Source organism: Solwaraspora sp. WMMD791, from assembly GCF_029581195.1.
Classification (GTDB): domain Bacteria; phylum Actinomycetota; class Actinomycetes; order Mycobacteriales; family Micromonosporaceae; genus Micromonospora_E.
Genome location: NZ_CP120737.1, coordinates 4,862,758 through 4,882,618, shown reverse-complemented (window position 1 = coordinate 4,882,618; position 19,861 = coordinate 4,862,758). Strand labels below are relative to the sequence as shown.

Below are 19,861 nucleotides of genomic sequence, written 5' to 3'. Positions count from 1 at the left end.
TGGACAGCGGTCCAAAGGAGGCGTGTTGGATAGCAACACTGTCGCATTCATTGCGATGATCGCAAGTGTCGTGAGTGCGATTTTCACGGTTTTGTCCTACATGAACCGCGACAAGAAGGACGGGCGACTCAACGCGCAACCAGAGGAGACGGCATTCTGGCGCAATCGAGATTCACTCAACTTCAAGGATGATGATGATGAATACATTCGCGATCACCCCCCACTCTTTGTTCGCCCGAGCGAGATCAGGACTGGAATCGGGGCAGCTTCGACCTTCGCCATGGTGTCGGCATCGCTCCTAATTCTGCAGTGGGGAGACTCCCTGACACCCTTGCCAGGAGTCGCCGCCGGCGGCCTTGCTGTCGCCGTGGCTGGACTCGTTACTGTGGTTCGTTCGCGAACGACAGCAGGGGACATTTCCGTCTACAACAAGCTCTTATTAAAGCCATATGACATGAAGAGCAAGGAGAGAGCCAGAGATGCTGGATACCTAGCACTGGCATCTGGCGAGCTCACCATAGTCTTGTCACTGGCTGGATACCTCATCTGATAGTCGCACCGACTGAACTTTCAAGCGTGAGGCGGCGCAAGAAAGGATAAAAACCGCAGGCCCTCCGCAACCGATCCTCTCGTGCTCCGCTTGCACGGGCGCTGGCCCTCGGTTATGGGACGCGGCCGATGGCGGTGAAGAACATGACGACGGCCAGGAACGGGCCGTCGGTCAGGCTGGCGAGCCAGGACCGCGCGCTGGCCTCGTCGAGCACTCCGGACTGCCAGGCATGTCGGGCCACTGCCGGCATCCGCAGTACGGCCTCCGCTTCGCGGTAGTCGCGGAACATCGCGACGGTCGCGTCCACAGCGACGACCTCGAAACCAGCGTCAGCCAGGAGCCGGCCGAGTCGCCGGCCAACGTCGGCGTTGCGCACCACGTCACTGACGATGAAGCGGGTGTACGCCCGGCTCGTCGCGGTGTCGACGGCGTCGATGGCAAGGGTGTCCCAGTCCGGGTCGGCCAACGCGACCAGCCCGCCGGGGCGGACGACCCGTCGAAGCTCGGCCACCGCCTGACCAGGGTCGGCCAGGTGTTGCAGCACCCGATCGGTACGGGCACGGTCGACGCTGGCGTCGTCAAACGGCAGGGCATGGGCGTCACCGGACCGGACGGACACCTGCGGGTACGCTGCCGTCCGGTGCCGGGCCTGCTGCACCATCTCGGGGTCGTGGTCGATGCCGAGGACGGCTCCGTCGCCGCCCACGGCGACAGCCATCGCGGGCAGGTCAGTGCCTGGTCCACAGCCGACGTCCAGCACGGTGTGTCCTGGTCGCAGGTCCAACGCCGTCAACAGTTGCTGCTTGTACCGACGCCCCGGATCGCTGGAGGCCGCCTGGTCGAGGTAGGCGATCTGGTCGGCGGCGCGCAACCTGCTGGCAGACGAAGGCATAGGAGCAGGGAACCACAGAAACGGCCAGCCATGAGGCGCCCGTGATGGTGCCGAACGACATCGAGTGGAGGGCTCAGACACCTCACCATTGCAGGATTAGGTACCTGAGCCCTCCACTCGACGCGCGACTCCGGTCGCCCTTGCCTCAATCGGTGCCGAGCCGTCGAAGACCTGTGGTGGGCGCAGCCTCAGGCCGCTGCCTACCCCCGTACGCCCCAGATCAGCTCAGCGTCGGCGTCCGCGCGGTCCTGCGCCGCTTCCAACTCCGCAAACTCATCCGCGCTCAGCGGAAGCGGCGGCGCCTGACTCAGGGCAGCCGCCAAGCGCTGCGCTGCCGTAAGCGGCTCAGGAGCGGTCTCGTCGGGCGTCACCCGCCGAACCTACTACCGGACGCCACCGCTGCACGCCTCCCCGCAGTCCCACCCACCGAGCCAGCGCCGCAGGATGTTCTCGACCAACTGCCAGGCCAAGGCACTCATTCAAGGGCAGCTCCCGAGGAAGCTGCTGCGTCAACCGCGATTCAAAATTGAAACTCGCGCCCGGAAGCCTCGCTGCGCCCAGCGAGCGATGCGGGAGCGCCGACCCTACCGAAGCAGGGTCGGCGCTCACCGGCTGTCGCGCCGGGGTAGGCGTCAGGCCGTCAGTGCTGCTTGGCCAGCTCGACGAAGGAGCGCCAGGCGGCCGGGCCGAAGGTCAGCATCGGGCCGCTGCGGTCCTTGGTGTCCCGGACCAGGACCCGGCCGGGCAGGTTGTCGGCCACCTCGACGCAGGAGCCGGCTTCGGAGTAGGTGCTAGTGCGCCAACTAGGGGCGGTGCTCAGGTCCATTTCTCAGCCGTCCTCGTGATCAGGTCAAGGCTCTGGTGATGTGGCAGAGCGTACCCCCGGATTGTCTCCCAGGTCCCCTCCAAGGCCGCCGTATCGTCCGGGGCCTCCACCACCCGGCCGTCCAGATGGCTGTCCAGGAAGCCGACCGTGCGGCCATCGACGCTGGCCAGCACGAACGCGCCGTCCATCCCCGGGTAGACGCCCACCTCCGACGGCACCACCTGCACCTGGATGTTCGGCCGCTGGCAGGCCTCGACCAGTGCGGTCAACTGCTCCCGCATGATCTCGGGGCTGCCGGCCCGCCGGGTCAGCACGCTCTCGTCGATGACGGCGGCAAGCTGGCAGGGCTTCTCCCGCCGCAGGATGGCCTGCCGACCCATCCGGGTGGTCAACGCGATCGCCGCCGCCTCCTCGGGCACCCGGTAGGCCGTCAGCACCGCATCGGCGTACGCCTCGGTCTGCAACAGGCCGGGGATCAGCAGCGGCTGGAACGCCCGGATCAGCGTCGCACCGCCCTCGTGGTCGCTGAACGGCCGGAACCAGACCGGCGTGCGCTCGCCGACGACGAACTCCCGGTAGAACTTCATCAACGCGGTGCCGAACGCCTTGTCGACCGAGGCCAGATAGTCCGGCAACGCCGGCCGCTCACCGCGCTCGATGGAGCCCACGTGCTTTGCCGAGAAGTGGACGCGCTCCGCCCACGACTCCTGGGTGAGCCCCAGCGACTCCCGGATGCGGCGTAGCTCTATTACCAGATACTCGCTCGCAGACATAGGTCTTCACGTCCCCCAAATCACTCGACTTTGTCCACTGGCTGCCGGACCACTGCCGGCGGCTTTCCGTTGCCCTGTTGGCATCTTGCTCTTGTCGGGCCGGAGAGTCCAGGGTGGAAATTGACCCCGGAGAGTTCCCCCGGCTGGATTGCTCTCCGGGGTCCCATCGACGCGAGTGACGGAGTTTTCATGATCGCGATGGCGGCCACGGTGCCGCCGGAAGGGATACCGATGCTGGGATTCGGGGCGGTTGTCGGGGCGGCGCTGCTCGGCTTCTGTGCCGGGCTGTGGTCGTTCAAGGTCAAGTCCAGGTGGTGCCCGGTGTGCGGCCGTCCGACGTGGCCACTGCACCGGCGTGGCGGATAGCCGCCTGGTCGCCACACCCGAGCCGAAACCGGGAGACGTCCTGCTGATCGGCCGCGAGGCGAGCGTGCAGTTCGCCGACGGCCGGGGCTTCCGGATGCGGGTGATCTCGGTCGACCGGAAGTGGACGTACGACGGCTGGATCTGGATCACCGGTTACGTCATCGACGGCTACGGCAACGCCGCCGAACGTCGGGAGATATTCGTGCAGCGTCGCGGGCTCTACCGCTTGTCCCGGCGACGACACCCTGACAATTGATCAAGGAGAAGAAATGATCACCGAAATGATTCGCGACTGGTGGCTGCGCTGGCTGGACTGGCACTCCGGTCGCTCCACGGCATCCCGACGACTTGCACACCTGCGGCGCGAGCAGGCGGCGATCCGGCAGCGCCGGATGGAACGCAACCGGGGACGCCACTGGGCGTCCGAGCCGACCGAGCTGGTCCCAACCCTGCGCCCACTGATGACGTACGGCCAGTCCGTCGGCTACCGGGTGCTGCCCTACAGCCCGGCGTGACCAGCCAGCGGGCAACGACCAGCGGGCAACCGGCAGGTCGGCCGGTCGACTGACCGACCGGCTGTGCAGGGTGCCGTGCCGGCTGGACCGGTGTTCCTAGACTCCGGCTGTGCGAGTCATTCTTGCGGTTACCGGGGCGGTCCTCGTGCTCGGTGCGGCAGCGGTGGCCGGTGTGCGCTGGACGACCGCCGGCGAGCCGGTCCCCGTCGCGGCACCGGCCGGGGCGTCGACGGCGCTGCCCGAAGGCGAGTACGAGGCGGTCGTCGACAACCGTACCGCTGAAGTCGCCACCGACCTGCGCAGCGAACGCGGCGCACCGCAGGTGGCGACCTACGCCATGCCGGCCGCCACCACCTGGGACCAGGTCCGATCCGACGTCGCCGGCCAACTCGACGGGTGGGAACAGGTCGGCGACTGCGCCGACACCGGCGAACGGCAGGTCCAGTGCACCTGGTCGGAGCCGACCCGCTGGTGGCCCCGCCTCGTGCGGATCGTCTTCCTCCGACCGGCCGAACCCGGTGACACCGACTCCTACCCGTGGCCCGAGAACACCTTCCTGGTGATCGGCTCCGCCCCCACCGGCAGCCGGTGAATCGGCGTCAGGCGGTCGGCGCGTCGAGTGGGGTGAGTCGGCCGAGGAAGTCGCCGAACGACCAACCCAGGCCGGTGGTGACCACCTGCCGCTCCCGCCAGGCGACCACCTCCGGCGTACCGGGGCCGGCCAGCAGATCGTTCGGCAGGAAGCCGACCGTCCCCGGATGCGGGTCCGTCAACCGCAGCAGCAGCAGACCCTCCATCGGTACGGCGATCACCAGGAAGTCCGTCGACAGCTTCCCGACCCGCCACTCCCGCTCCGCGGTCAGCAGGTCGTACGCCGGATACTCCGGATGGACGCCCAACAACGGCCGCCCCGGAAACAGCGTGAACGGCGCACCCGGCACCCACTGCGGCTCCATCGGCTGCACCCCGTTCGTCTCGGCCAGCCAGTCGCGGTAGTCGCCCGTCAACTCGCGACCCAACGCCTGCTCCAACGCCTGCAACCGCGCCTCGTCCAGCTGGCCGAACGGCTGCAGCTGCGCCGGCCGCCACCCCGTCACCGCCGTCGACTCGTCCACCACCGGCGGCACCTCACCCGGCCCCAGCCGTCGCACCGTCACCCGCCACCGGCCGGCGTTCTCGAAATGCGCCCCGGCGAAGTACCAGTAATCGGCACCGATCGGGAAGGTCTCACCCAGCCGCAGCAGATGCGTCGTCGAATCGGCGGACCCGGGGTAGGCCACCACAATCTGCGCGGTCACCGGCCGACGCGGGTTCGCCCCACCGGCACCGAGGCTGAACGTACCCATGTTCAGCTGTGTGTTGTTCCGGATCACCAGCACATCGGGGTGCGACGGCACCATCCTGTCCCTTTCCGTCGAGAGTTCAGCCACCGAGCATCTCATGCAGCGTCGGCTCGTCCGGCAACTCGAAGCCCCACTCGCTGCGCGCCACCTGCTCAGCCTCCGCCCGGCTCACCGGCAGGCGTTCGGCACCGGCTGCCAGCGGGGCCACCGCACCGGCTGTCGGCGGTGCCGCCACACCGACCCGACCAGCGCTCCACCCTGTCGACCGCTGCTGCCCGTCCGGTCCCACCTCGACGGCCACCAACTGGACCAGCTCACCGGCCGGGCCCCGGTCCACGTAGTAGATGAAGTACGCGCCGCCCCGGTCGACCACCGTACGGCCCGGCCCCGCAGCGGTCAGCGCGGTGGAAGCCACACCGGCCGACCCGCCGACCCGGGCTTGCGCCATCGACTCACCTGGCCCGCTCGCCTGCTCCGCCACGGGCGGCACCGGCGGGGGCGGCGGCACCACCGGTGCACGATCCAGGTGGGCGTAGTCCCTGCTCATCAGGTCGAGGAACGCCCGCACCGGGATCGGCTGCGGATGGCCATGGTTCCACGGGTTGCGCAGCCAGACGTGCCCGCCCTGTGCCGCCACCACCTCGTACGCGTGTCCGGCATACAGCCCGTACGGCGGTGTTCCGTTCGGCAGATGCAGGTAGCGGTCCGGCGGCTTGGTGCTGGCGATCACCGGTTTCCCCTGGGCCAGCAGCCGGGCCAACGTCGCCTCGGCGGCAGGCTCGCTGCCCGGCGCGATGGGGAACCGCCCGGTGCGGGCCGGCTCGCCGGTGAGCTGGGTCAGCAGCTCCGCCCACAGGTCCGGGGTGCTGCCGGGGTTCATCCGGGCGTAGCCCAGCGGTGCCGCCCGATGCGGATCGGTCCGACCCTGCCAACCCTGCCACTGCTGTTGCCAGTGGACCTGCCGGGACGCGGTCCAGGTCCGGTCGACCGCCGCGAGCGCCTTCTCCAGGATGCTCGCCCACGCCGCCCCCACCTGCGACTGGTCAGCGTAGGCGGCCTGACCCGGCATGATGGCGTGCACCGGAACGTCCGGGGTCACAGTGATCCGCAACCGTCGCCCGGTCGGAGCGGTCCGGTCACCGGGGAGGCTGCTCTCGTGCAGCACGACATCGACGGTGCCGTCCGGGTTGGGCTGGAACAGGTGCCCGATCGTCTGCGGGCTGTGCCCGGCGATCGCACCGATCGACGCCAACATGCCGCAGTCGCCGAGCGCTCCCTGCGCGACGTGCTCCCGCCGGGGCGGCCCGTTCCACAGGGGTGCCGGTGCACCGGAGCGCGGATCCACCGGGCGGCCGTACTCCGGTGCCACCTCCCCGGGATCCGGCTCCGGCAGGGTGGGGTGGTCGGCGTACACGTGGATCTCGGTCGGACCGGCGGCGAGCGGTGCTGCCTCGGGCGCAGCTTCAGCCGACGCGGACGCTGGCCCGACCGGGTCGCTCGGCGCCAGGTTGAGGATCGACCGGGTCAGCGCATCCGAGACCAGCACCATCGTGCGGCTCTGCCCCAGGTAGTGGAAGCGGTGGCTGCCGAGCAGCCGGACGACCTCCGGGTTCTGCCCGTACGTCGCGGTGATCGTCGCGTACGCCCGGCGGGTGTCCTCGGCCAGCAGCGCCCGCCGGCCGGCGTCCGTCGCCAGGTCAAACCCAGGGTGTACGCCGCCCACGTCGACCTGCGGCGCGTTCGCCAACACGTACGGGCTGATGTCGACCCGGCCGGTCAGGTCGACGTACACGCCGTCGCGGGCGATCCGCGCGGCCAGCGCCGGATCGACGGCCCGCAGCTGCGCGATCTGATCCGGGCGCAACCCGATCACCTGGCCGGCGGAGGCCGGCAACGTCGGCAGGCTCTGCTGACCGTGCTCGGCGTCGACGACGAGCCGGTGCAGCTGCTCGGTGAGCTGCGGCGCGAACGGCACGTACCCGTTGTGGACCAGCCGGGCCCGGTAGTCGCGCTGCTGGGCACGTTGCGGCTCGGTCAGCGTCGCCGGGTCCGCGCCGAGCACCGCCAGTACGGTCTCCGGGGCGAGCGCCGGTGAGGTGAGCCGCAGCAGCAGGTTCGCCAGGTCCGGCGGCAGCTGCGCCCACCGCGCGTACGCCTGCGGGGTGCCGCCGGTCAGGCCGAGCTGGTCGACGAGTACGCCGATCTCGGCGCGCAGCGCCAGCCGGGTCGGCGGGTCGGCGGCGGTGTAGTGGGCCGCCAGCTCCCGAATCCGGGTCAGCCGCGCATCGGCTGTCGTGGGTGGCGTCGATACGCTGCGGTCATGTCCGACGCCAGCGACGCCCGGCCCGCCGTCAGCGACACCCTGTACGCCGCCATCCTCGCCGACCCCGACGACATGGACCTGCGGCTGCGCTACGCCGACGCCATCGAACCCACCGACCCCGACCACGCCGAGCTGATCCGCGCCGAGATCGCCTGCGATCTGGCCGTCATCGCCGGCACCCCGGTCGATCCTGAATTGTCCGATCGGGCCGCCGTACTCAGCCACCGGCTGACTCCCCGACTCGGCGCGCCCGTCGCCGGCCTGGTCACCGATTGGCTCGTCCGGCGCGGATTCGCCGAATTCATCGAGCTGCCGGGGGCCGACTTCCTCGACCGGGGCGCGGACATCTACCGCCGGGTTCCGGTCCGCCATGTCTGGCTCACCGACGTCGGCCCGGACCTGATCGGTCCGATCGCCGCGAGCCCGCTGCTGGCCCGCCTCACCAGCCTCGGACTGAACAACAACCCGATCGGAAACGACGGGCTGCGCGTTCTGCTGGCCTCGCCGCACCTGCGGCGGCTCCGCTGGCTGGGGCTGGTCAACTGCGGCATCACCCAGGCGGGTGCCGAACTGTTCGCCGAACTCGCTCCCCGGGTCCTGCCCGACCTGCGGTTCGTCTACTTCGCGCGGAACCACGCCGAGCTGGTCCCCTACGGTGAGGGCTTCGACGCCGTCGGCGGGCAGGACCCGATCGACGTCTTCATTCCGCCGATCGCCGAACGGATCGCCGCCGAGCACGGGCCGCTGCCCTGGCTCGATCCCGACATCGCCTGGCGGGGTGGGTACGTCGACTTCGGCGAGGTGTGACCGGATTGGTGGCGAGTTCCGGTTGGCCTCGGCGATGCGTTGGGCATGAAATCGAATGCTCGGCGGGATGTTGCGTGAATCGTCCGGCAGCGCCGCCGACAGTTTCGCCACCTCGACTTCCACCGATTTCCGGAACCTGCCCAGTCTCGGCATGAGCGGGCGGGCCACGGCGGCGGCACCGAGGACCCGGAGTCGGCCGGAGTCGTCGGAAAGTCCAAGGATGTCCGGCTTACCCTCTCGGGTCGTCGCTGGCCCAGGCAGCGGGCGCAACTCCAGTGTGCCGGCGAGGGCGGCGACTCCCCCTGGATATTCAGGAGCCTGGCCGATGGAGAGGACCACCCGGTCGTACTCGTGGCGGGTGCCGTCGGTGAACTCGACCAGGAACGTACCGTCCACTGTGTGCCGGGCGGAGACGATCTCGCGCAGCGACTGGCTGATCCGGCTGTCGGTGGCAGCCACGTCGTACGCGCCGACGTCGGGCAGCGTGTTACGGCGGTTGTAGCCGCCGGAGAAGCTGCGCTGAAACTGCAGCTCGGCATCCCGGGCCGGATCCCCGGTGCGGTCCGCCGGCGGCAGCCCGACCGCGCGGGCCGACCAGTCGATGGTGGCCACCGGTGACGCGGCGGCCTGCTCGATGTCCCAGGCCCCGGAGGCACCCGCGCCGAACACCAGCACCCGGTCACCCGGCTGGTACGCGTCGGCCAGGTTCTGCCCACCGAAGTCGACCCGGGGACGCGCTGGCCGAGGGTCGGTGAACCGGCCGTCAGCGTCGAAGCCGAGCCGCTGCGCGGCACCAGCCGGCAGCGCCGCCGGGTCGACCGGGGAGCCGTCCCGCGCGTACACCTGGCCGGTCCCGGCGTCGACGGCGTACCCGCTGGCCGGATCGACCAGCAGCGGATCGGTGAGTCGGCCGGCGGTGTCAGCCAGCAGCGGCAGGTCGGCGCGGACGGTGTCGGTGCCGCCGAGCACCGTGCGTACCTGCGCGGGCAGCGTCGTCGGGTCGACGGCCACCCCGGTCGGGTCCCGGAACACCGGCACCGGACCGGACCGGTCGACCTGGTAGCCGGTCGCCGGGTCGACGTACCGGCCGGTTGTCGACACCGGCGCGGCCGGCACCCGCGCCGGGCCCGGACCGGCGGCGATGTCCACGGTGGCGGCGTAGAAACCGCGCTCGCCGATCGTCACCCGGTAGTTCGCGCCCGCCGGCCAACCGGCCGCAGCGTCGGCACCGGTCGGGCGGGGCAGGATCGCGGTCGCGGTGCCCTGGTAGCTGGGCATCCCGGTGTACGCGCGGGCCGCGCCGACCGCCGCCGCGAAGTCACTGGAGCGGGCGAACTGGGTGCCTTCGTCGGCGAAGTCCGCCGGCTGGAACGGCAGCCCGGGGATCTCCAACTCGGTGGGGACCTGCCCCATCAGCAGCTGCTGTCGGTCCGCCCACGGGTCGTGGCCCTGCGACACCGCCAGCACCGGCGGCAGACCGTCGCCGGTGTCCGGCGGCGCGTCGAGGGTGGCGAAGTCGGCCGTGGCCGCCCAGCCGCCGCCGATGACCAGCCGGTCGAAGACGTGCTGCGGGTCGGCGTCGAGCGCGGCGTCGACCCGGTCGGTCAACGCCAGGTCCGCCTGGTCGCGGGCGGCGGTCGCCTGCGCGGCCCACTGGCGGGCCGCCGCCCGTACGTCGGCCTGGACGACCCGGATCTCGTCGGCCAGGCCGGGTCGGTCGCGGGCGACCGTGAGCAGCCCGGCGAGGTCCGCGAAGGCCGGCCCCAACTGGGTACGGACGGCAGCGAACCGGGCATCCGTGGCGGCCAGCCCGACCACCGGTACGTTCGGCACCAGGCTGTGCACCCGGTGCCCCGGGTACGGCTCCAGCAGCCCGCTGCTGATCAGCAGGCCGACCGCTTCGGCATGCAACTGGGCCACCTGGGCCGGGTCGGCGTGCCGGCCGGTGCCGGCCTGCGCCAACTGGTCGGCGACGGTACGCAGCTCCGCCAGCCGCCCCATGTCCCGCGCGGTCAGGTGCCGCTGCCCGTCACCCTCGGGCCGGGACCCTTCGGCGAGCGCCGTCGTCGCATCGGTACGCAGCCCGTCGGCCCGCTCCTGGGCGATGGCGTCCACTTCGGCCAGTGCGGCGGCGACCGCCCGCCGGACATGGTCGGTGGAGGCCCGGTCGGACACCCGTACGGTCGCCCCGTCGGCGTGCGTCGCGATGGTGGCGACGGGTGCCACCGTCGTACCGGGCGGCAGGGATGTCACGGTGACGGTGACGGTCACCGGCCCGGCCGAGGTGTCGAGGGTGACCGTGCCGGCGACCGGGTCGGCGACCGCGCCGGCGGGCAGTAGCCCGGTGTCGAGCGCGTCGCGTACCGCCGCGCCGACCGCGACCGGGTCGGCGTCGTACAGCGCACCCCCGAAGGTCGTCCCGGCGGCCGCGCTGACCAGGCCGTCCGGCGCGGAGCTGATCAGGCCGCCCGGCGCGGCGGCTGGCTCTGCTGCTCCGGCGCGACCGTCAGTGGCTAGCTCTGCTGCTCCGGCGCGACCGTCAGCGGCCACACCTGGCGGCCGGTCGTCCGGCCCGCCCGGCGGGCCGCCGCGTACTCCTGCATGATGATCGACGGCGGCATGCTCCGATGGGCCGTCACCGTCCCGTCGTGGTCGATCACCCAGTTCCCCTGGCCCAGCCCCATCCCCTGGGTGCGTTCCGTCTCCGAGAGGATCTCCCGCGCCACCCAGCCGAACTCGAACTCGTGCAGCGCCATCCGGTTCGGCGTCCCGACCAGCCGCTGGATCAGCTCCTGCGCGTCGTCCCGAGTCACTTCCGGTCCCTCCCCGTGCCGTCGGCGCGTCCATCGACCACAACGTGTGCGTCGCCGCCAGATACTCGGCGGGTGGCTGCGTCGCGGTTCCGCCGTACTGCGGATCCCACCACACCGGCCCGTCGGCCCCGTACGGGTAGACGATCAGGAACGCGTGCGAGCCCGCCGCCTGCACGTTCCCGTCGGCGTCCAGGTGCAGCCGGCCGGTGTCCTGATCGAAACTCAGCCAGTCGGCGACGACCAGGGCGGCACTGCCCGGCCCCGCCGCCGCCACCCGCTCCTGCAACTGCGCGTACTGCCGGGCAACCGCCACCGCCCGCTTCTGCGGCGCACCCGGCATGTCCGCCGGCGGCGCCACCCACTCCCCGCCCAACCACTGCTCGGCCCGGCTGATCCCGTCGGCCTCACCGGTGACCCGGTCGATCGTCCCGTCGCCCGCCCGGTCCGGCCAACGCGGCAGCGACACCATCGGCCGACCAAGAAACGTCGACAACCCCGCCAACGAACAATCCATACAATTGTTGCCCCGACCCGACCGCCCCGGACCACCATCATTCACCAAACCGCCGAACGGATGCGACGACGGATCCGCACCCACCACGAACCCACCACCCGACCACAACACCGCCTCAAGATCCGCCTGAAAACCCACATCCTCCAACGGCGCCAGATTCAACGGACCCACCGGACGCGCACCCGACAACGGTCCGGAATCGGCGTGTCCGTCAGCTACTCCGGAGACTCCGTCCGTTACTCCGGAAACTCCGCCTGTTACTCCGGCGAGTCCGTCTCCGGCCACACCTGCCGACCCGAGATCCGGCCCTGCCGACGCTCCGCCGCGTACCGGCTGATCGTCACCGGTACGGGCAGACTCCCGTGCACCGTCACCGTCCCGTCCCGGTCGATGATGTAGCTCCCCAGGCCGATCCGCATCCCCGTACCGCGTTCCTGCGGACTCAGGATCTCCTGCGCCAGCCAGCCGAACTCGAACTCGTGCAGCGCCATCCGGTTCGGCGTCCCGACCAGCCGTTGGATCAGCTCCTGCGCTTCGTCCCGAGTCACTGTTGGTCCCTCCACCTGCAGCCGGCGCGTCCATCGACCACAACGTGTGAGTGGCGGCGACGACATGCGCCGGCGGCACCGTCCACGTCTGGCCGTCCTGCGGATCCCACCACACCGGGCGATCGGCCCCGTACGGGTAGACGATCAGGAACGCGTGCGAGCCGTCGGCCAGGGCGTTGCCGTCGGCGTCGACCTGCACCTGCCCCGTACGCTCGTCCGCACTGAGCCAATCGGCGACGACCAGGGCGGCACTACCCGGCCCCGCCGCCGCCACCCGCTCCTGCAACTGCGCGTACTGCCGGGCAACCGCCACCGCCCGCTTCTGCGGCACACCCGGCATGTCCGCCGGCGGCGCCACCCACTCCCCACCCAACCATTCCTCGGCCCGGTCGACACCGGACGCCTCGCCGGTCTGCCGGTCGACAGTGCCGTCCGGCAGGACGTCGGGCCAGCGCGGCAGCGACACCATCGGCCGACCAAGAAACGTCGACAACCCCGCCAACGAACAATCCATACAATTGTTGCCCCGACCCGACCGCCCCGGACCACCATCATTCACCAACCCACCAAACGGATGCGACGACGGATCCGCACCCACCACGAACCCACCACCCGACCACAACACCGCCTCAAGATCAGCCTGAAAACCCGCATCCTCCAACGGCGCCAGATTCAACGGACCCACCGGACGGGAGCCGGCCAGCGGCGCATCGCCGCCCTTCAGCGGTACGGTCCGGTCGCCTACTCCGCTGACGGGCCCGTCTCCGGCCACACCTGCCGGCCCGAGATCCGCCCCTGTCGACGCTCCGCCACGTACTCCTCGACCACCACCGTCGCCGGCAGGCTCGGCTGGGCGGTCACCACGCCCGTCAGGTCCACGACGGTCTCGTCCTCGGTCATCGACTCCCCCTCCCTGCTCCGGCAACGTCGACGATTGGCCTGTGGCGTCCGCCGACGCGAGGCTCGTCGACACCGCATCACGGCTCTCACCCGACCCCGGCCGGGTGCCAGTCAGGTCGGGCTGGCCTCCTGGCAGATCCGGGTCAACTCCGCTTCGCTCGGCAACGGCACCGTCGTGAAGTGCCGCGTCACCGACTCCGCCGTCGCCCGATCGGTCCGGTGGAACGTGTGACGCTCCTGATTCGCGTACAGGATCGCCACTGCGACGTCCGGGCGGGAGCTCCATCGGTCTGCCCGACGGTCCCAGATCACCGCCTGAGTCGGACCGGGGCAGTTCGCCAGTGCTATGACGTTCACCGGGATGTCCGTCGGATCGATCTGCTGGGACAGCACGTAGTAGTGAAACTCCATCAGTGGCAGCCTCCCCGCCGTCGTCCTTGCCCGAGGTCAGGCCTCGCTGGCCTCCCGACAGATCCGGGTCAACTCCGCCTCGCTCGGCAACGGGACCGCCGTGAAGTGATGCGTCACCGACTCCGCCGTCGCCCGATCGGTGCCGTGGAACGTGTGGCGCTCCTGATTCGCGTACAGGACCGACACCGCTACGTCGGGCCTGAAGCCCCAACGGTTGCTCCGGTAGTCCCAGATCACCGCCTTGGTCGGACCTAGGTCGCTGGCTAGTGCCAGCACGTTCACTGGGGTCTCCGTCGGATTCACTGGCCGGTACAGCAGGTAGTACTGGAACCTCAGGTCGTCCATCAGTCACCGCCGTAGGGTCGAGCACGAAACCAGGGACATCTTCTTGCCCTAGGCCATGTGCCACAAGAATATCCGAGAAGGTTAGCCCGCTGCTTTCGAGCCAGCCGAGGTACTTCCGCCGAATCCCCGCCTGCAGCAGTCCGGACGACTCAACCGCTGAAAACCACTTCGCAAATCCATTGAATTTCGGTTCACCAAATCGAACAAGAAGCGAATCAAGCGACCCTGGCAGATTTCCCGCAAGACCACTTTCCCTGTTCAACGCCAGAATTTCCAGGAAGGCGCCCACTCGCTGTGGAAATTCGACCGAGACATCCCTTACTAGCTCGTACGCAGCATGGGTTTGCTTTCCAACCGACCAGCTTGTACTTGTCGGAAACTGCAGCTCATAAGTTCGACCCTCGGGGGAAGTCAGGGTAACATTACATCCGTAGTACCTATTTCCAGACCTCCAGAAAACTTTACCAGACTCGACCCGATGCCCCTGCGACTCCAATCCGCCAAGCACACCCTCCACCGCAGTTCCATACGAATCACCGTCCGGACAGCGAACCGCGAATCTCACGATGTCGTTGATCTCGCCAAGCGCCGACGGCAAGTCAATTCCGAACGCACCAAAGTCGACCAGGAACTTCCGCGCCAAAGAGCTCGACCCTTTGACACAATTCTCCACCCCAAGAAGCGTGAGGGGAAGGCTACCAGGAAAATTCTGACCTGAATTGATCTCGTCGATTACTTGTCGAATGTCTCCAATGATTACATCAGCATCTATCCGCGCCGCATGAACGGCGTCGATAACAATCTTTCGCTCCCGGTCCGACAACTCGTCGAAATACGGTGCATCACGGTCCAGCGATGCGGACCGTTCCGCGCTTAGGCCTCGCCCGTCTCCTGGCAGATGCGGGTCAACTCCGGCTCGCTCGGCAACGGGACCGTCGTGAAGTGATGCGTCGCCGACTCCGCCGTCTCCCGGTCCACCCCTCGGAAGTTGTTGCGTTCCTGGTTCACGAACAGCACTGCTGTCGCGACGTCCGGCTGGCAGGTCCACCTGGCCGTCGGACGGTCCCAGATCACCGCTCTGGTGGGACCTTGATCGTTGGCCAACGCGATCACGTTCGCCGGATGGTCCGACCGCCGCGTCGGGTGGTACAGCAGGTAGTACTGGAACTCCATCAGCAGCAGCCTCCCCGCCGTCGTCCCGACCCGTGGTCAGGTCCGGCTGGCCTCCTGGCAGATCCGGGTCAACTCCGGCTCGCTCGGCAACGGGACCGTCGTGAAGTGACGGGTCACCGACTCCGCCGTCGACCGGTCCACTGCCCGTACGCTGTGGCGCTCCGGGTTGGCGTACAGGATCGACGCCGCCACGTCCGGTCGGAAGCCCCACCTCGACGTCGGACGGTCCCAGATCACCGCCTGGGTCGGCCCGGGGCCGGCCGCCACCGCTATCACGTTGACCGGCGGCTGGGTCTGGTCGTCCGTCCGATACAGCAGGTGGTAGCGGAAGGTCAGGGTCGGCATCGGTGCTTCCTATCGCGTCGGGATCGAATCCGGGCAGGTCGGACGGGTCCAATCCTCGCGCAGCCAACTCCTGCCGGAAGCTGCGACTCGGGTCGGCGGCCAGCCAGTCGGCGTAGTCCTGCCGCAGGCCGGCCTGGTCCTGTTTGCCGATCCACTTGGCGAAGCTGGTGTCCTTCGGCGGGCCGTACCGCTCGGTCAGCACCGGCATGCCGCCGGGCATCCGGTCGGCGATGTCGTGCGCCCTGTTCACGGCGAGGATGTCGAGGAAGGCGTGCATCCGGTCGGCCGGGGTCCGCGCCGGGTCGCGCATCACCTCGTACGGGCCGTGCGTCTGCTTGCCGATCGCCCAGCTCGTGGCGGTCGGGAACTGCACCTCGTACGTGCGCCCGGTCGGCGAGACGAGGGTGCAGTTCAGCCCGAAGAACCGGTTCCCGGGGTGCCAGAAGCTCTTGACGTCGGTCACCTGGTGGCCGCTGGCGGTCAGCGCGTCGAGCACCCCGGCCACCGCCGGCCCGTACGCGTCGGTCTCCGGTGCCCGTACGGAGAACCGGACCACGTCGTTGATCTCGGCCAGTGCCTCCGGGAGGGTGTAGCCCTTCGGCTCGAAGTCGGTGCTGAACCTGCGGGCCAGCGACTCGGCGCCCTTGACCCGGTACTCGCTGCCCAGCGGGGTGAGCGTGTCGGTGCCGGCCAGGCCGAGGTCGGCGTTGAGCCGGTCACCGATGGTCTGCAGCTCGGCCAGGATCGCGTCGGCGTCGACCTGGGCGGCGGCCAGTTCACCACGCAGGGTGTCCCGGTCAGGCTCGGTCAACGCGTCCAGGTACGCAGAGTCGCTGACCGTCCCGGTGGTCGACGCGATCGTCGACGCGGTCGTCGACGCGTTCGTGCTGGTCTGCGGGCCGTCGGCGGGCACCGGGTTGCCGTCGGCGTCGAGGGTGATCGACCAGACCCCGTTGACCTCGCTGCCGTAGATCGGTGCGGTGTCGGAAACGGTCCGACTCTGCGCGTCGATCCAGATGATCTGCCCGTCGTGGTTGACGGCGTTCCAGGTGTGCGCGCCGCCGCCGGCCGCCGCGGTCCAGCTGGTGATGATCAGGGCGGCGGAGCCGGGGCCGGCGCGGCGCAGCTGGTCGGCGACCGCGTCCAGCCCGGCGGTCCCGCGCCCGGCCGGTGCGAAGGGCGCGCCCAGCCACTGTTCCTGCCGCCGGGTGCTGTCCGGTTCGGCGGTCAGCCCCGGTTCGGTGGCGGCCGCGACCTGCGGGTCGCCGTACCAGGTGGCGAGGACGGAGAGTCCGACGTCGGCGCAGTTCGTGCTGCGGCCGGGGTTCGCCGGACCGCCGTCGTTGACCAGTTCCGGCCAGCGGCCGTCGCGCGGGTCGGGGTGCCGGGCCGGTCGGCCGTCCGACCCGACCGGTACGGCGTCGGCCAGCGCCTGCTGGTCGGCAGGGTCCGGTGGCACCAGCGGAAGTCCGTCGCCGGTCGGTCTGGTCTCCGGCAGCGCCCGCCCGTCACCCAACGCGCCGGAGTCGGGCGGTACGCCCGGGCCGGGCAGCCGTTCGGTGTCGACCACCGGGGTGATACCGAGGTTGTCCAGCAGCGGCCCGCACGACCGGCACGGTGGTCGGTAGTCGCCGCGTTCGTATACCACGTCGATGTCCTGGGCGCGGCGGAACTGGTGGGTGACGATCCGCGCCCCGGCCAGCTCCGATCGGGCGTACGTGTCGAAGTCGCCGGGTCGGCCGGCGTCGTTCCACTGCCGTTCCAGCTGGTACACCACGTCGGAGACCAGGGCGACCTCGGCGCATTTGCCGTGCCCGCTGCCGGGCCGGTCGACCTGCCGGGCGACCTGGTCCAGCACGGTCTGGACCAGTGGATGCGGGGTCGGTTCGGCGGCCGGGTCGGTGCTCTGGTCGGCGGTCATGCTGGTGTGGGTGGTGAGCTGCCCGTTGCGGGTCAGCAGCGCCCCGACCACACCCGGCCGTTTGGCCATCGAGATCTGCTCGCCGGGGGTGATCTGCTGCTGCCGTCGGGTCACCGCGTCCTGGACGGAGTCGACCAGCGCCCGGGATGCCTCGATGAGTGCCTGGTCGGCGTCGGGGCTGGTGGGGTCGCCGTCGAACTGGACCGGTGCCAGCTGCCAACTGTGCGTACCGCTGCCGGTGGGGCCGGTCGACCGCTGCAGCGTCTGCGGGTCGACGGCCGGTCCGGGGGCGGGTCCGCGGGACGCCGGCTGCGCCGCCCGGTCCGGGTCGCCAGCGGTCGCGGCCGGCGGCGGTACGGGTGCCGGCGGGCCGATCGGCGGCAGTACGGGTGGCGTCTGGCCGACCGGGGTGGCCCCGGTCGCCGGGGTCCCCACGGCCGGTGCCGGTACGGGTGCCGGCGCGGCGACCGGCGGGCTGAAGGTGACCGAGCCCGCGGAGGGCCCGATGGTCGACACAGGTGGCCGGGCCGGTGTCGTCGCGGTCCCGGTCGACGTGTTCGCACTGGCGGCGGCCGTGTTCGGACTGGCGGAGGTGCCTGGACTGGCCGACGTGGCCGGGCTGGTCGACGTGTTCGCACCGGCGGTCGAGGTGCCCGGGGCAGTGGTGGCGGCGGTGGACGCGGATGCGGCCGGCGTGGCGGTGGACGTCGCTGGGGTCGACGTCGCTGGGGTGGACGTCGCTGGGGTCGACGCCGCTGAGGTGGCGCTGGTCGGCGGCGCACCCGCTGCAGCCGTACCACCGCTCGGTGCCACAGCCCCCGGCGCGGACGCAGCCCCCGGCGCGGATGGGGCAGCCGGCGTGGATGGGGCAGCCGGCGTGGATGGGGCAGCCGCAGACCCCGGCGGCCCGGCCCCGACCTGGGCCGGCGGTCCGTCACCGGAGGTTGCCGTCGGTGTCACGGTGTCGGGCCGAGCGGGCTGTTCGACCTCGGTGGCGGCCAGGTTCGAGGCAACGACGTCCGGAGCGGTCACGTCCACGGTCGTGGGCGCCAACGAGATGGAGCCGGCACCGGCCTCCGGCACAGTCGCCGGTGGCGCGGCGCCCGATGGATCGGCGCCCGATGGAGCGGCACTCGTCGACGCGGGCGGGCCGGCACCATCGGCGACACCGACACCCGCCGTACTGCCGGCTCCACCACCCGCGCCACCCGCGCCACCCGCGCCGCCGGCGCCGCCGGTGCCGGCGGTGCCGGCACTGCCGTCCACTGTGCTGCTGCTGCCGAGCGTACCCAGGTCGATCCCGCCGGCACCGACGGTCGTCAGCGGCATCCCGGTCGCCAGGTCGATGGCGCCGCTGGGTGGCGCGACGCCGCCCAGCCGGTTGGCGAAGCCAGCGGCGGCGGCACCGGCCGACGACGCCGCCATGGTGGCACCGCCCCGGCCCGCACCGCTGGTGAAGCCGCCGAGGACACCCTGCCAGCCGGGGCTGGTCCACTGCTGGTTGACGGCGAGGTTCGCGGCGACGCTGGCCGCCGGTGAGATCACCGCGTTCTGCAGGCCGGCGGCGACCGAGCGGCCACCCCAGCGGAGGGTGCCGGCGCTCCACCGGGCGGCCCGGGAGGTCCCGAAGTTCAGCGCCGGTGGCCGGAACGACACCGGTACGCGCGGGGCGATGGTGTTGCGCAGCAGCCGGTTGCCGCCGAAGCCGAGCGCCCCGCCGAAGGCTCCGCCGACGGCGGCGGTCAGCGTCCGGTTGCCTTCCCACTCGCGGCGGTTGCCCCGGGCCATCTGGTACGCCTGGGCACCGACGTCGATGATCAGTTCCTCGCCGATCTCCTCGGCGAGTTCGATGCCCAGTTGGGTGCCGAGCCGGCGGGCGCCGATCCGGCTCACCCCGGTGGTGGCGAGCCGTGCCGAACTCTGCAACGCGGCCCGCATCCCGGCCTGGGTCAGCATCTGCCGGCCGAGCTGGGCGAGCAGCCGCCGGAAGGCGACGGTGACGGCCTGCCGGCCGGCGGCGAGGATGCCGGGGATGGCGCCGGCGGAAACGCCACCGAGCCAGGCCATCAGCAGCGCCACGAAGACCGCGATCACCGTGATGGCGACGGCGATCAGGATGGTCAGTTTGGCGTACTCGATCTCGTTGGCGGCGTTGTCGCAGCCGCTGGCGAAGGCGGCGGCGGCCTTCTGCAGCACCGGCAGTCCGGTGTTGGGTCCGACGCCGACCTGCTGCCAGAAGGTGGCGAATTCGGCGCCGGCGTCGCCACCCCAGCCTTCGATGACCCGCAGCGCCGCCGGGTCGGCCTCGGCGAGGGCCTCGCCGATTGCCTCGGCAAGCTGCCGCCAGGCATCGGCGAGCTCGCGCATCTCGACCTCGTCGCCGGTGGGCCAGGCCTCACCGGCGCTCACCCAGCAGATCGCGTCCCAGACCCACGCGTACTCGCCGAGCCCCTCCCTCGGGTTCATGATCGACACGACGTGGGCCTTCCGACAGCT

The 19,861-nt window shown here is 70.6% G+C and carries 9 protein-coding genes; 4 read left to right on the top strand and 5 right to left on the bottom strand.

Going from position 1 to position 19,861, the window contains the following annotated elements; genetic code table 11:
• The first annotated feature begins 22 nt into the window (after positions 1-22).
• Positions 23-550 carry a hypothetical protein gene (locus O7623_RS21750; protein WP_282224859.1) on the top strand — a complete coding sequence of 176 codons (528 nt, stop codon included), beginning with the start codon at positions 23-25 and terminating at the stop codon, positions 548-550.
• Positions 551-662: 112 nt separating this feature from the next.
• Here the strand turns inward: O7623_RS21750 and O7623_RS21745 are convergent, their stop codons facing one another.
• The 3 genes from O7623_RS21745 to O7623_RS21735 all read right to left on the bottom strand — a co-directional run bounded on the left by O7623_RS21745 (position 663) and on the right by O7623_RS21735 (position 3,041).
• On the bottom strand, positions 663-1,442 hold the full coding sequence (locus tag O7623_RS21745; RefSeq protein ID WP_282224858.1) for a methyltransferase domain-containing protein: 780 nt from the start codon (positions 1,440-1,442) through the stop codon (positions 663-665).
• 640 nt (positions 1,443-2,082) lie between these two features.
• Positions 2,083-2,268, bottom strand: a complete 186-nt coding sequence (locus O7623_RS21740) for a DUF397 domain-containing protein (RefSeq protein ID WP_282224857.1) — start codon at positions 2,266-2,268, stop codon at positions 2,083-2,085.
• Positions 2,259-3,041, bottom strand: coding sequence for a helix-turn-helix transcriptional regulator (locus O7623_RS21735; RefSeq protein WP_282224856.1), 783 nt, complete (start codon positions 3,039-3,041; stop codon positions 2,259-2,261). The genes O7623_RS21740 and O7623_RS21735 overlap by 10 nt, the downstream gene beginning before the upstream one ends.
• Positions 3,042-3,396: 355 nt before the next feature.
• On the opposite strand from O7623_RS21735, the gene O7623_RS21730 reads away from it, so the two are divergent.
• The 3 genes from O7623_RS21730 (at position 3,397) to O7623_RS21720 (ending at position 4,514) form a co-directional block, all read left to right on the top strand.
• Complete coding sequence (locus O7623_RS21730; RefSeq protein WP_348775101.1) at positions 3,397-3,663, top strand: hypothetical protein; 267 nt, start codon at positions 3,397-3,399, stop codon at positions 3,661-3,663.
• Between the two features lie 13 nt (positions 3,664-3,676).
• Positions 3,677-3,922, top strand: a complete 246-nt coding sequence (locus tag O7623_RS21725; protein WP_282224855.1) for a hypothetical protein — start codon at positions 3,677-3,679, stop codon at positions 3,920-3,922.
• A gap of 109 nt (positions 3,923-4,031) precedes the next feature.
• Entirely contained in the window at positions 4,032-4,514 is a 483-nt protein-coding gene (locus tag O7623_RS21720) for a hypothetical protein (protein WP_282224854.1), read from the top strand.
• 7 nt (positions 4,515-4,521) lie between these two features.
• Here O7623_RS21720 and O7623_RS21715 read toward each other — a convergent pair whose 3' ends face one another.
• On the bottom strand, positions 4,522-5,322 hold the full coding sequence (locus tag O7623_RS21715) for a DUF6406 domain-containing protein (protein WP_282229506.1): 801 nt from the start codon (positions 5,320-5,322) through the stop codon (positions 4,522-4,524).
• Positions 5,323-5,344: 22 nt separating this feature from the next.
• On the bottom strand, positions 5,345-19,831 hold the full coding sequence (locus O7623_RS21710; RefSeq protein WP_282224853.1) for a toxin glutamine deamidase domain-containing protein: 14,487 nt from the start codon (positions 19,829-19,831) through the stop codon (positions 5,345-5,347).
• Between the last annotated feature and the right edge of the window lie 30 nt (positions 19,832-19,861).

Coding starts and splice junctions, on each gene's coding strand:
- O7623_RS21745 (WP_282224858.1), bottom strand. CDS start 1,442: ATGCCTTCGTCTGCCAGCAGGTTGCGCGCCGCCGACCAGATCGCCTAC.
- O7623_RS21740 (WP_282224857.1), bottom strand. CDS start 2,268: ATGGACCTGAGCACCGCCCCTAGTTGGCGCACTAGCACCTACTCCGAA.
- O7623_RS21735 (WP_282224856.1), bottom strand. CDS start 3,041: ATGTCTGCGAGCGAGTATCTGGTAATAGAGCTACGCCGCATCCGGGAG.
- O7623_RS21725 (WP_282224855.1), top strand. CDS start 3,677: ATGATCACCGAAATGATTCGCGACTGGTGGCTGCGCTGGCTGGACTGG.
- O7623_RS21715 (WP_282229506.1), bottom strand. CDS start 5,322: ATGGTGCCGTCGCACCCCGATGTGCTGGTGATCCGGAACAACACACAG.
- O7623_RS21710 (WP_282224853.1), bottom strand. CDS start 19,831: ATGAACCCGAGGGAGGGGCTCGGCGAGTACGCGTGGGTCTGGGACGCG.